This is a genomic window from Streptomyces sp. NPDC045899 (assembly GCF_056431485.1).
This window is the reverse complement of sequence record NZ_JBWKKP010000024.1, coordinates 55,061-67,790: the sequence shown is the minus strand read 5'-3', so window position 1 is coordinate 67,790 and position 12,730 is coordinate 55,061. Positions and strand designations below refer to the sequence as shown.

The 12,730-nt window shown below is 68.2% G+C and carries 12 protein-coding genes; 6 read left to right on the top strand and 6 right to left on the bottom strand.

Annotated elements, in window-relative coordinates; translation table 11 throughout:
• Positions 1-6: 6 nt before the first annotated feature.
• The 5 genes from AC07FT_RS28775 to AC07FT_RS28755 all read right to left on the bottom strand — a co-directional run bounded on the left by AC07FT_RS28775 (position 7) and on the right by AC07FT_RS28755 (position 4,630).
• Entirely contained in the window at positions 7-789 is a 783-nt protein-coding gene (locus AC07FT_RS28775) for a SagB family peptide dehydrogenase (RefSeq protein ID WP_471203886.1), read from the bottom strand.
• Between the two features lie 276 nt (positions 790-1,065).
• Positions 1,066-1,191 (bottom strand): hypothetical protein, encoded by a 126-nt coding sequence (locus AC07FT_RS28770; protein ID WP_302888615.1) that lies wholly within the window; start codon positions 1,189-1,191, stop codon positions 1,066-1,068.
• A gap of 662 nt (positions 1,192-1,853) precedes the next feature.
• Entirely contained in the window at positions 1,854-2,915 is a 1,062-nt protein-coding gene (locus AC07FT_RS28765) for an alpha/beta hydrolase family protein (RefSeq protein ID WP_479178831.1), read from the bottom strand.
• A 333-nt stretch (positions 2,916-3,248) separates the two neighbouring features.
• Positions 3,249-3,809, bottom strand: coding sequence for a DinB family protein (locus AC07FT_RS28760; RefSeq protein ID WP_479178830.1), 561 nt, complete (start codon positions 3,807-3,809; stop codon positions 3,249-3,251).
• A 272-nt stretch (positions 3,810-4,081) separates the two neighbouring features.
• Positions 4,082-4,630 carry a GNAT family N-acetyltransferase gene (locus AC07FT_RS28755; protein WP_479178829.1) on the bottom strand — a complete coding sequence of 183 codons (549 nt, stop codon included), beginning with the start codon at positions 4,628-4,630 and terminating at the stop codon, positions 4,082-4,084.
• Between the two features lie 518 nt (positions 4,631-5,148).
• Between AC07FT_RS28755 and AC07FT_RS28750 the strand changes: the two genes are divergently transcribed.
• From AC07FT_RS28750 to AC07FT_RS28730, 5 genes are all read left to right on the top strand, one after another.
• The gene (locus AC07FT_RS28750) at positions 5,149-5,604 is read left to right on the top strand and encodes an N-acetyltransferase family protein (RefSeq protein WP_479178828.1); all 456 of its coding nucleotides are present in this window, start codon (positions 5,149-5,151) and stop codon (positions 5,602-5,604) included.
• Positions 5,605-5,798: 194 nt separating this feature from the next.
• Positions 5,799-6,482 carry a DUF4232 domain-containing protein gene (locus AC07FT_RS28745; RefSeq protein WP_479178827.1) on the top strand — a complete coding sequence of 228 codons (684 nt, stop codon included), beginning with the start codon at positions 5,799-5,801 and terminating at the stop codon, positions 6,480-6,482.
• A gap of 141 nt (positions 6,483-6,623) precedes the next feature.
• Positions 6,624-8,456: an AMP-binding protein gene (locus tag AC07FT_RS28740; RefSeq protein ID WP_479178826.1), complete on the top strand. Its 1,833-nt coding sequence runs from the start codon at positions 6,624-6,626 to the stop codon at positions 8,454-8,456.
• A 203-nt stretch (positions 8,457-8,659) separates the two neighbouring features.
• Complete coding sequence (locus tag AC07FT_RS28735; RefSeq protein ID WP_479178825.1) at positions 8,660-9,820, top strand: glycosyltransferase; 1,161 nt, start codon at positions 8,660-8,662, stop codon at positions 9,818-9,820.
• Positions 9,821-9,935: 115 nt separating this feature from the next.
• On the top strand, positions 9,936-10,853 hold the full coding sequence (locus AC07FT_RS28730) for a haloalkane dehalogenase (protein ID WP_479178824.1): 918 nt from the start codon (positions 9,936-9,938) through the stop codon (positions 10,851-10,853).
• 152 nt (positions 10,854-11,005) lie between these two features.
• On the opposite strand, the gene AC07FT_RS28725 is transcribed toward AC07FT_RS28730, so the two are convergent.
• On the bottom strand, positions 11,006-12,046 hold the full coding sequence (locus AC07FT_RS28725) for a hypothetical protein (protein WP_479178823.1): 1,041 nt from the start codon (positions 12,044-12,046) through the stop codon (positions 11,006-11,008).
• 467 nt (positions 12,047-12,513) lie between these two features.
• On the opposite strand from AC07FT_RS28725, the gene AC07FT_RS28720 reads away from it, so the two are divergent.
• Positions 12,514-12,702 (top strand): hypothetical protein, encoded by a 189-nt coding sequence (locus AC07FT_RS28720; protein ID WP_479178821.1) that lies wholly within the window; start codon positions 12,514-12,516, stop codon positions 12,700-12,702.
• Positions 12,703-12,730: the final 28 nt, after the last annotated feature.

The following is a 12,730-nucleotide window of genomic DNA, read 5'->3' as shown; positions in this document are numbered from 1 at the left end:
GGGTTCTCAGACCTCTCCGTGTCCCATGAGCGTGAAGTGGACGACATGGCGTGACGTACCGTCGAACCCCAGCGTCTTCTCAAGGCTCTGCTTGTTGTATCCGCCCTGGTCGCAGGCGATCAGGCCGAGCGCGGTGCGGGCCAGATGGATGTTCTGGGAGATCCCGCCGACCTCGATCAGGGCGAAGACGACCCCGCTGTCGCCGTATTTCTGCGAATTGACGTAGAGGTCGTAGACGTACACGAGCGCGAAGGCCACCTTGTCCAGCTCCACGTCCGCCGTGAACAGCTGCGCGGACAGGTCGACCGGGCCGGGGGTCCGGTGCAGGGGGTACAGGGTGTGGCTCTGCGGCTGGTACTCGTACGCCCCCGGCTCCAGCCCCTTGACGTTCTGCGCGAGGACCATGAGCCGGACCGGGTAGAGGCCGCCGCCGGACGGTACGGTGCGCAGCGACACCGCGGCATCGCCGTCCTGGGCGTTCGGGACCGGCAGGCTGCCCGTGACGCCCTGTCCGTGCCAGAGCACGGTGGCCAGCTCGTCGAGCGACGCCGACCGCCCCGAGAACTGGCGACCACTGCGCCGGCCTTCCACGACCGAGGTGAGTCCGCCCTTCAGCCGACGGGGCCCCGGCAACGCGAGGGCGCGGTCCTCCCGCTCCCGCAGATCGCTGTGCGCGCTGGAGAGCACGGCATCATGGGCGTAGTAGCGCGAGACGCCCAGCTGCATGCCCAGATCACGGCCGCTCCGGCGGTGGTTGAGCAGAAGCTCCTCACCGACGAACCCCTCCACGGCCGGGCTCCACCGGCCCCGCACCACTGCCTCCGGCGCTCGCACCACCGTGCTCTGGCTGTAAACGGAGACCGAGGTGTGCTGCTGCCCGAATGCTCCCGTCGTCGCTAAATGGCTTTGTTGGTCCAGGTATTCGGAGACGGCTTCTTGGGAGTCTTTGAGCGACATCCTCGGGCCCTTCACTCAAGGAGTGGTATCGAGATTGATATGCGGTGACGTGTGTCCCGCGGATGAGTCGGGCGGAACCGCCGAGGCTGCCCCGCCCGACGGTTTGCCCTACCAGCTACAGCAGGACGTGCAGGAGCAGTTGCCACCGCCGCATGTGGTGCTGGCACCCGGAGCGACCTGGACGAACGCGCCACCGGTGGCGGTGCTGCCGACCTGGCTGGAGAAACTCAGCATGTTGCTTCACCTCCGTTCGGATGGGGAAGAGTGATGCCCTATTACTGACCGGTTCGGAGATTAGCAGTCAGGGTGCATACCGGGAACAGGCGGGAAGGAGGAAATTCCCTAGTCCTGTTCCTGAAGTGTTCGCCTTCGTAATGGAATTGCGGACGGGGCAGACGTCTTCCGTGGCCCTTCCGGGCAGCCCGCATGTCCGGCGCGTCCGTGAACGGCCCCTTTGCGATACATCACTCTTTGAGGCGCGAACGAAAACTGGTGAAACCCTGGTGGCGGAGAGCCGCTCGCTCGTGGACACTGCCCGGACGCGGGGGCGGTACCTGAGTGCCCGACATCCCGGGTTACGTCACACCCGGCGCGTGAGACCCGCCGCCTGATCCCACGTCCTCGCCCCAGGAGCGCGTGGACCGCCCCCGGTCGGGCGCGCGGCCGGAGCGGAGGCGGTCAGATGAGCGTGCGCCGTGAAGAGCCTGAGGCATCATCCGTCGCCACTGGGGTCGAGGGGCCAATTCGCCGCAGACGGAGTCTGGTCGATGACAAGGTTGGTCGAGTCATCATTCCATGTCAGGACGGAGGGGGCACCGCTCTCCTCGGACGGGCTGAACCTCGTCTTCCTCGGGCGACGTGGCCGACCCGGCGGCTGCCGTGTGCGAGAAGGCGGCTCACTGCGCGGTGGACACCGCATCCAGGCCGATGCCGCGATCGGCGAACGACCGGTGCAGGTCCTCGTCGAGATAGGCCCGGGCTGCGGCGCTGCCCTTCAGGTGCGTGTCCATGTGGGCCAGGCACAGGGCCTTGAGGGTCTCGGTGGCGTGCCAGTTCGGGCAGAGGTCGGAGAACGGAATGGAGGCCAGCGCGGCAAGGTCGGCACCGGCGTTCGTGATGAGGCCGCTCTCCCACATCGGGCGGACCCGCTCGTACAGCTCTTCGCCGTTCTCGGCCCAGTGGAAGTGGCTGGCCCGGGACAACACCGCGAATCGCTTGGGCGGTTGGAGTTTGTCGTAGAGTTCCCGCAGGTCGGACAGGACAATCAGCGAATCGCACTCGCCGGCGATCACCAAGGTGGGGACGTGCCGCCCCCAGTCGAGGCGGAGCCGGGAGGTCTGCATCGCCGTTTGGGGGAAGGGTCCGTGGGTGCCGTAGCTCGGGGCGGCGACCAGTGAGGTCTTCAGCCGTTTGTCGAGGGCGTTGGTGGTGAGTGTGGTCCAGCCGCCGAGGGAGACCCCGTACATGCCGATCCGCTCGGGATCGATCAGCGCCGTGAGCTCAGGGTTGGCACCTGAGAGCAGATGGTCGAGGGTGAACACCGCGTCCAGCGGTCGCTGAGCGCAGATCTCCTCGTCCGGCAGCCGGCGGGGCGGGACGCCGCTGTCTGCTGCCAGCGCGTCGCGGGCCAGGTCGTCCTGGGTGTCACCGCTGTGGTCCGGTGCAGCGATGATGTAGCCATGGCTTGCCAGATGGGTCGCGGCGTAGGCGCCGTCCCGCCGGTGGGATGCCGCGGCGTGTGAGGTGAGCAGCAGGGGGAAGCTGCCGCGCGCGGGGGCGGCGTCGCGAACCGCGTGCTGTACGGCCTCGGGCAGGCCGAGCGCGGGAGTGAAGTGGTCGGCGGTGGCGGCAGCGAAATCCTGACCGAGGTGTCGGGCATCGGCCGGGTACCAGATCTCGATGGTGAGGGGGCGGTTCTCGCGTGTCTCGTCTTGAAGCTCCAGGGTGCGGACACCCACGGGAGCGCCGCCGCGTGCGAACGGGTCGTATGACATGTCTGGTCCCTGGTCGGTGAGTGCGGCCGTCGGCGGAGCCCGCTTCCTCGCGGACCTCGCGGACCTCGCGGAGGAGGCGGGAGCGGGGCCCTTGTCGGTCGCTCGGCGCCCGTCCTTCAGATACTCCGTCCGACGGCCGGCAATCACAGCTGTGGGGTGTCGGCTTCTGCAGTGGCTGTGGCGGGCGCGACTCTGGCTGAGTCGTCGCCACCAGGGTCAGTTTAGGTGAGGTGGTGTGGGCGAAGAAGGCGTCCGATCATGGATGGAGTGGTGACGGGGTGCGGACCCTGGCCATCGTCACTGGCCAACCCGCCCGTCGATGCACTCGCGCAGCAGGTCGGCGTGGCCGCAATGGCGGGCGTACTCCTCGATCCTGTGCACCATCAGCTCGCGGATGGCGATCTTGTCCTTCCCCACCCGTTCGCTCAGGTCCGGGTGTTCGGCCACCGCGGCGTCGGTCGTGGCCTGTGCGTGCTCGAGATCGGCAAACGCGGAATCGACCGCGGCCTGTTCACCGACAGCTCCGTGGAAGTCCGCGTCACGCTCGCCGTAGAGCTTCGGCAGCGGGTCTCCTGTGCTGATCCAGTTGTGCCAGTCCCGTTCCACCTCGACGAGGTGCCGGATCAGTCCGAGCAGTGACATCGTCGACGGCGGAACGGAGCGCCGGGCGAGTTGCTCCGCGTCCAGGCCCTCACACTTCATGCGCAGGGTCAGGCGATACCCCGCCAGGAAGTCCTGAAGCGTTGCGAGTTCACCCTCAGGGCTGGGCTCTTGGCTGTGGCGTGGGTCGTTGTCCGGGTCGGCCCACATGTCGGGGTAGACGGTCGCCTGGGTCCATCGCGCGGTTTCATCGCTCATACGTCGCATGGTTGTCTGTGGCGGCCTCGCTGGCCACCGGGTTCTTGCCTGTGACGTCGTGATGGCACGGGAACGCGGTGACGGTCACCGCCCGAGTCCACGGCTGTGCGGGGAGGTTGGGTGCAGTGAGGGCACCGGGTCAGAAACGGGTGGCGCGTCGTGGCCCGCGTCGGTGAGGACCTCGCTGACGAGATCGACTTCGTCAACCTTCGTGACCTGCCCGAGCTCGCTCAAGTGGTCCCAGAAACCGAGGTGTTCGGCGGTCTGGGGCTTTACGTGGCCTTTCGGTCTTCGGAGACCATGCCGAAGAACAGCTCGTCGACCCATTCGCCTTTGGCGTAACGGTTCGATTTACGAAGACCCTCGAACCGGAACCCGACTCGCTCGAGCAAGGCCGCGGACCGGATGTTCCGCGCGTCGCAGTCCGCGGAGATGCGGCGCAAGCCATGTGCAAGATAATGGTCGACAGCAGCCGTCGTCGCCTCTGTGGCAAGTCCAATGCCTTGATGTGCGGGAGCCAGGGTGAAGCCAATATCCGCCTGCATCTCGTTCTGATGGAGGTGGACGCCGATTTCCCCGATGAGCAGGCCGCTCGCTTTGGTCTCGATGGCATACATGAACCATCCGGGTGCGGAGGGGGCAGTCCCTCCGTATTCTCTGATGTCTGACGCCCCCGCTTCGCGTGACACAGGAGCCGACCAGCCCTGATAGCGAGCCACATCAGGGTGCGACCGATATTCACAGAATGCATCGACGTCATCGTCTCGAAACGCGCGCAGACGTAGGCGCGGAGTTTCGATCAAGGTGCCTGTACGGCTCACGTGCTGATTCCTGTCCGGTGTTCACCGTGACATGCGGATCCGTCGACGGATCGTAAGCCACGGGGGAGTGCGCTGGTTCATTCCGAGGGATTTCCCTAGCCCATGCTCCACTCGGGTGGCGCATGCGGCCGCGGACATCCTGGGCGCGGTCGCGTCGGAAAGCAACCGAATTATCGGCGCAGCCTTCCAGGCGCCGTCACCTTGCTGGTTGAGTCGGTGTCGCCCGCGGTGCCATTGAGGAGAGGAGGCACTGTCGTCGATCGGGGAGCTCGCGCCCACGGCCAGCAGGGCCGACTGCGAGGGGCGGTCGCGGCATGGGGCCGACACAGCGCGGGGCGGTCGCGCGGCGGGAGACGGGCGCGCCACGCCGTATGACGGTGATCGCGGCATGGGCATCCGGAGCGATTCCGCACTTCCGCTCACAAAGTCTTGCGGATATCGTGGATCGCGAGTGCTGGGGATGCTGATTTCGTCGCACCCTCATGTACTGCGATGACGAGCGAGGGAGAGGTAGGGGCATGTCGAACTTCGGGGTGGAGGTGCGCCCCCTGGCCTCGGTCGACAGGGAGGCGTGGGAGCCGCTGTGGCGGGCGTACCTGGACTTCTACGAGCAGGTTCTGCCATCGGAGGTCACTGATCTGACGTGGTCCCGGTTCGCCGACCCCGCGGAGCCGATGGGCGGGCTGGGAGCGTGGGCCGACGAGGCGCTGGTGGGCATCTGTCATTACGTTCTGCATCCCTCGACGTGGTCCGCGCGGGCCAGCTGCTATCTGGAGGACCTCTTCACCACTCCTGCCGCGCGCGGCAGGGGAGTGGGCAGGGCACTGATCGACGCGACGGCCACGGCGGCCAGGAGGGCCGGGGCCGAGAAGCTCTACTGGCAGACGCACGCGGACAATGCGACGGCCCGGGCTCTCTACGACCGGGTGGCCCGCCACGAGGGGTTCCTCGTCTACGAACGCCCCCTGAACTGACCGTGGTGGAGACGCGGTGATGACGCTCATGCCGCTCCGCTCCGACGCACGGTCCGAGCGAGACCGACCAGCGTGGATCGTCGCGTTAGTGAGACGTTAGCGATCTGGCACTGGAACAGCAGCCGTACGCCAGCGGGTCGGCACAGTCTTGAGACGTACCGCAAGACGACCACTTGACCCACAGGGAACTTCTGATGTCGAGCGCCACGATCAACGCCCGTACCGTCCGCACCGCCGTCGCCAGCGCCACGCTGATCGCCGCAACCCTCACCCTGGCCGCGTGCAACAACGACGACGCGGACGCAGGAAAGCGCTCCGACTCCGCCGGGAACTCGGCCGCCGCCTCCACGGGCTCCGACTCCCAGAGTGGCGATGAGCAGGACGCGTCCGCGGGCGGTGGCGCCCAGGACGCGGGTGGCAAGAGCGGTGACGGCAAGAGCGGTGGTGCGGCGGGCGGCTCCAGCTCCAAGATCACCACGTGCGACCCGGACACGATGTCGATGACCGTCTCCAAGGTGTCGCGTCCGGTCAACCACATGCTGCTGAAGGCGACCAACAACTCCGGTACCACCTGCAGCCTCGTCGACTGGCCCTCGCTGCGGTTCGACGATGCCCAGGCAGCCACGCCGGTCGCGGAGGAGACCAAGCCGCAGGCCCTCGTCACCCTCGCGCCGGGCAAGTCCGGCTACGCGGGCATCCTCACCTCCAGCGCCGACGGTTCCGGCACCAACGGCACCAAGGTCACCGAGCTGAGCGTGTATCTCAAGGGCTCGGATGCCGCCACCTCCGTCTCGCTGCCGGGCGGCTCGGTCTACATCGACGACAGTGCGCAGGTCACCTTCTGGCAGAGCGACAGCTCCGACGCCATCGACTGGTGACGCACACATAGCCTTCCCCACCCCCCACCCCCGGCGTCGGCAACCGACCCCCCCTGCGGCTGCCCCGCCGGTCGACGGCCCCCGCCACCCGGCGGGGGCCGTTCCCTTCGGGCCCGACGGGTCGCTCTTGGAGGTCAGGCAGTGGGTACGTACGCCGACATCGTCAAACCGCTGCCGGAACTGCTCGGCGACCACGCCCGCCGCTTCGGGGACAAGGTCTGTTTTCAGGACCCGGTGAGACATGTGACCTACCGGGAGCTGGAACGGAGGACCGCACGGCTGGCCGGTCACCTGATGGGACTCGGCCTGGCGCGCGGTGACCGAGTGGCCGTACTGCTCGGCAACCGTGTCGAGACGGTCGAGAGCCTGCTCGCCGTCACCCGCGCCGGCGGCGTGGGTGTGCCTGTGGATCCCGGGAGCTCGGACGAGGAGCTGACCCGCCTGCTCGAGGACAGCGGGGCACGGGAGCTCATCACCGACGGCGCCTGTGCGACACGACGGCGAACGCTGTCTCTCCGGCCTGAGCTGACCGTGGTCGTGGCCGAGGGCGGCGACGTCGAGGAGCGGGCGGACGAGGTGGGCGCGGGCGCGGCAGGCGCGATCGGGAGCCGGCCCCCGATGATCTCGGGCCGCGTTCTGCGATACGAGGAGTTGGCGGCTACGGAGCCGCGGACGCCGGCCCGGGACGATCTCGCACTGGACGAAGTGGCCTGGCTGCTCTACACCTCGGGCTCCTCCGGCACGCCCAAGGGCGTCCTGTCCACCCAGCGCAACCGCCTCTCGCCGGTCGCGACGGGCCTCGTCGGTGTCCTGGGTCCGTCCGAACGGGACCGCGTGCTGTGGCCGTTGCCCCTCCATCACGCGATGAGCCAGGTGGTGTGCTTCCTCGGGGTGACCGCGGTGGGGGCGAGCGCGATGCTGCTGCCCCGGTTCTCGGTTTCCGGTGTGCTCGGCGAACTGCGAGGTGTGGAGGATCCGTTCACCTTGCTCGGTGGGGTCCAAACCACATATTCGGCGCTGCTCGACGCGGTCCGGGACGAGGAGCGAGGCGGGGACGGCGCCGGTCTGGGCGCCCCCGCGCTGCGGGGTTGCGTCAGCGCGGGGGCCGCGGCGGGGCCCGGTTTCCGCGAGTCCTTCGAGGCGATCTGCCGCGTCCCCTATCTGGAGCATTACGGCAGCACGGAGGCGGGCCCGGTCACGATGGCGGCGCCGGGCGAGGTGGCGCTCCTCACCATCGCCGCGCGCCTGCGCCCGGTGTTCGACAGGACCGGGGCGCCGGTTGCGACGCATGAACCCGTTCTGCTCACGGCGGGCGGCAGGGGAGCCCGGCTGGTCTGCCTCCCCGCGCTCAGCGCAGTGTCCGGACCGCAGGAGTACGCGCGTCTGGGTGCCGGGCTGCGCGGGCTGCGGCCGGTATCCGCGGTGCGGCACCCGGGGTTCGAGCCCCGGGAGGCTCTGCCCGCCACACTGGACGCTCTCGTCACCGCCCAGGCCATGGCCGTCCGCTCGGCTGCGGCCGCGGCCGAAGGCCCACTCCTACTGCTGGGGCGGTCGGCCGGTGGCTGGGTGGCCCATGCGGTGGCCGAGCGTCTGGAGTCCGAGGGCGCAGCACCGGCGGCCGTCGTCCTGGTGGACACCGATCCTCCCGGTCACGGTGACCGGGAACAGGCGCTCTCCGCGATGACGTCGGACATGCTGCGCCGGGCGGCGGAGTTCGCCTCGGCCAGCCCCGACCGGCTCACCGCCATGGCCGGATACTTCGAGCTCTTCAGCGGCTGGAAACCTGCGTCGCTCGCCTGTCCCACCCTGTTCGTACGAGCCCGGGACCCACTGCCCGGTGCCGAACCCGCCCCGGACTGGAGCCTGCCGCACACCGAGGTCACCGTGCCCGGAAACCACTTCACCATGCTGGAGGAACACGCCCGTACCACCGCACTCGCCATCCACCAGTGGCTGGAGGCCGGACCGGTCTGAGGGCCTCCGGCCCGTCCCGCGCCGATACCGATACCGACGCCGCCGACGTCCGGTCGCCATGGTGCGACGCGCATCGGTGAGGCCCTCGAGTGCGGCCTCGCCGCACACCGCCACGCCCTGTCCGGCGACCGCCGCACGGCACCGTCCCCTTGCGACGCAATCCCATCACCACGCCATACATCGACGAGCACTTTGGAGTGTCCGTGGCCTTACGCATAGCCGTTACCGCCGAGCCGATACCCTCCCATGTCTCCGCGCTGGACTTCGTCATCCGCCCGGCCCTTGAGCAGGGCCACCACGTCACGCTCCATGCCCCCGTCATGCTCCGCCGCGAAGCGCGGCGGCGCGGGGTGGAGTTCCACAGCGCCGGAACGAACTGGACGTGTGATCCCTTCGTTCAGCAGACGGCGAGCGAGATCTGGACGGGCTGGGGGAACGCACGCTTCAACCGGTACGTCTTCGGTGACCTCTGGCCGGAACAAGCCGAGGCGAAGGTCCGTGACCTGCTCAGCGAGTGGACACGGGCACGGCCCGATCTGGTGATCGCCGAATGCAGCGACCTCGGTGCGCACCTCGCGGCCAAGGTCCTGGGGCTGCCCCTGCTCGCAGCGGACAACGGCCTCGGACCGGTGCTCCTGGACCTCTGGGACACCGACATCGCGCCCGCACTGCTCCCCCTCTGCAAACAGTACGAGCAGGACACGCCCGTGCTCCCTCGTATGGTCACCCCCGCGCCGGTCGAGTGGTTCTACCCGGTTCCGCCACCCTCGGCGTGCGCGGTCCGACGCACCGTCGCGGAGTTCCGCACCGCCCTCCCCGGGTGGCTGGAGCGCTCGCCCTCCTCCTCCCGTCCGCTCGTCTACGTGAGCCTCGGGACCTTGACCACCGCAATGACCGGTCTGGGTACCGTCGTGGGGAGCGCATACCAGGAGATCATGGCGGCGCTCGCCGCCATCGACTGCGACGCGATCGTGTCCGCGGGCAAGCTCGCGGAGCAGCTGCCGAGCACCGGCCCCCGCATCAAGGTCGTCGAGCATGTCCCGCAACCCGGGCTCCTGCGCCACGCCGATCTGTTCGTCACGCACGGCGGCCGGGCATCCCTGCTCGACGCGGTGCAGGGCGCAACGCCCGTGCTGGTCATGGGCGTTCTCGCCGACCAGCCCCACAATGCCGCCGCGTTCGCCCGGCGCGGCCTGGGGCGTGCGCTGGACCTCAGGGCGACGCGCGCCGAGATCGCCGACGCCATCACGGCCGTCCTCGATACCCCGCAGCACGCCGCCGCCATGCGCACCGCGGACGCCGAACTGTCCCGACTGCCACCTCTCGACCTCATGGAACTGCGGAGGGGTGGTGACCTGGTCTGACCGACGACCCTGGGTACGGGCCTGCGTAACGGTGTGGCGCAGCGCGGGGAGGGATACGTTCCGGAAGGCTGATTGGCCACCTTCCATAGGCCGTACACGCCCCTAGAGTCGTCCCATGAATAGTCTTCGTACGCCTGATGAGCGGTTCGACGACCTTCCGGACTACCCCTTCGCGCCCCATTATGCGGACGTGGCGGCGGGCGACGGCAGCGATGAGGCGCTGCGGGTGCACTACGTCGACGACGGCGACGGTTCCTCGGGCGAGACCGTGTTGCTGCTGCACGGGGAGCCTTCCTGGTCCTACCTCTACCGGCACATGATTCCGGTCCTCTCCGCGGAGGGGCACCGGTGCGTCGCGCCCGACCTCGTCGGTTTCGGCAGGTCGGACAAGCCGGCCCAGCGCTCGGACTACACCTACCAGCGCCACGTGGACTGGATGCGCGAGGCTCTGTTCGACCGGCTGGACCTACGTGGCATCACCCTGGTGTGCCAGGACTGGGGCGGACTCATCGGTCTGCGCCTGGTGGCTGAGGCACCCGACCGCTTCGCGCGTGTGGTCGTGGCGAACACATTCCTGCCCACCGGGGACCGAGATCCGGGCGACGCCTTCCGCGCATGGCGTGAATTCAGCCAGAAGACCCCGGAGTTCCGCGCGGGCGACATCGTCAACGGCGGCTGCACGACCGCGCTCGCTCCCGAGGTCATCGCCGCCTACGACGCGCCCTTCCCCGATGAGACGTTCAAGGAGGGGGCACGGCAGTTCCCGCTGCTGGTACCCGTGTCCCCGGACGATCCCGCGGCCGAGCCCAACCGCCGGGCGTGGCAGACCCTTCGGAGCTTCGCCAAGCCCTTTCTCTGTTCCTTCAGCGACCAGGACCCGATCACCCGCGGAGCCGACCGGGTCTTCCTCAAGCTCGTACCCGGCTGCGCGGGCCAGGAGCATGCCGTGGTGAAGGACGGCGGACACTTTCTCCAGGAAGACCGGGGTGCCGAGTTCGCGGAGATCGTGAACCGCTTCATCGCCGCAAGCTGATGTCCGGGCGCCGCCGTGCACACGAGAGGCGGCGCCACCCCGGTTCCCGGCCGTCGTCCCGGCGCGTTCTTCCGCGTCGACGGCATCGGCACCCGGCGGCCGTCCGGCCTGACGTCACGATGTCTGGACCGGACAGCCGCCGCCGTGGCGGATCAAAAGATGACGGGCCCGGGTTTGACCTCGTGCGGCATATCCAGGTGACGGATCGAGATCGAATCGTCCGCTGTCGCGTACTGGTCGAGGATCAGCACACTGACCTGGGTCGTATCGCCCGTTCCCCACCACTTGGGGTCGTAGCACAGTCCCTCGGCCTCGTGCGGGTTGCCGAACACTCCGTCACCCGTGTCCGGAACGACGTAAGTGCCCTCGTACGTCATCGGTTCCAGGTCTTCAACACCCTGCGTGTTGCGGCGACCGAACCGGTAGCAGCGGACCTCGCATGAACCGTCCTCGGGCTCGATGGACAGGTAGAGCCGACCTTCCATCACAAACCCGCCGGCAATGCCGTCAATGGTGTGCGGAAGCCGGGATGTCCGGGCGATCTTCATGTAGGGAGCGTGCAGGACATCGCCGGGAATCATCTTGTAGCCGTAGATGATGTTATCGCTGCTCTGTGATGTGTAGAGCAGGCCACCGCCACCCTGAGAGGTGCGGATGGGGGCGGAGGAACGCGTTTGGTCAGGTGAGCACCAGGCGAACGTATTCTGATGCCAACTGTCGCTGGGATGGCCCAAATTGTAGATGCTTCCCTTGGAGCCAAGGCTTTCGGGGACGCACCAGACTCGCGGCTGCGGACCGTGCTCGATAGGGACCCAGATGTTGCCGTGGTACAGGTCGTGCTGAGGAGCGCCGATGTGGTGATTCGTATTGCCGTCAGGCCACCAGGACTCGTTCCAGATCAGCGACTTGTCCGGTTTGTATTCCCCGTTCAGGCGCCAGATGCCCTTGTAGCCGAGGTCGGCGTCCGCGTTGGTGGTAACCCACCTGTATCCGTTCTTGCCGTCAGAGGTGATGCCCTGGGCTTCGTCCGTCCAGGGGGATCCTTCCCGCTCCGTCACACGCTTCTGAAACCAGTCGGCCAGTCGGCCGTCGTCGGCGGCGGCGGGCGTCGCGCTGCCAAGTGCGAGGCCTTGACCGATGGCGGCGGCACCAAGAGCACCGGCGCCGGTCGCGAGGAATCTCCGGCGATCCATATATGTTCCCCTGAATTGAGTCCGCTGGCACCTGGTCATATGTGCCGTGGCCCATCTTGTGGTCGACCGATTTCCCGGCGAAACAGTATGTGCTACTCAACAACGGCCGCCCGTGCGCGGCCGCGTGTGGCTCTCGGTGCGCATCGGGGTGTCCCTGGCGGAAACCGCGAACGGTGTTGGGATCCGCTGGGATGCAGGTGCGCGAAAGGTCGATCGCTCCTCTTCGCGTGACCGTCTCCGTCACCGTCGTCATCCCGGCTGGTCGGGCGCCTGGTACGGATCGATTCCGTCGTATCCCGCGGAGCATCGCCACCCCCGCATCCTTAATGCGTGGTGACACGCATTAAGCTCTGTGGTGCAGCGCGGGTTCGGAGAGTCATCCGCTGCGCGGTCCGGACGGGCCGAGGGCACCAAGTGTGCCGCCTGGACCAGGGCGGGCAGCGAGCAGCCCGGAGGCGGGGGTGAGGATGGCGACGGCGGTGGATGAGGCCGAGGACGGCTGCGACGAGGGAGAGCCTGCCGGGGATGTGCGCGGCGAAGCACTCTTCCACCGGCCGTACACCCGGCGCGATGACGTCGCCCGCGGCGACGCGGGCGAACAGCCCACACTCCGTGCACCGGCCCGAAGCGTCGTCCACCCGGCGCCGCGGCGGTAGCCCCAAGCCAACGCCATTCACCGACGCT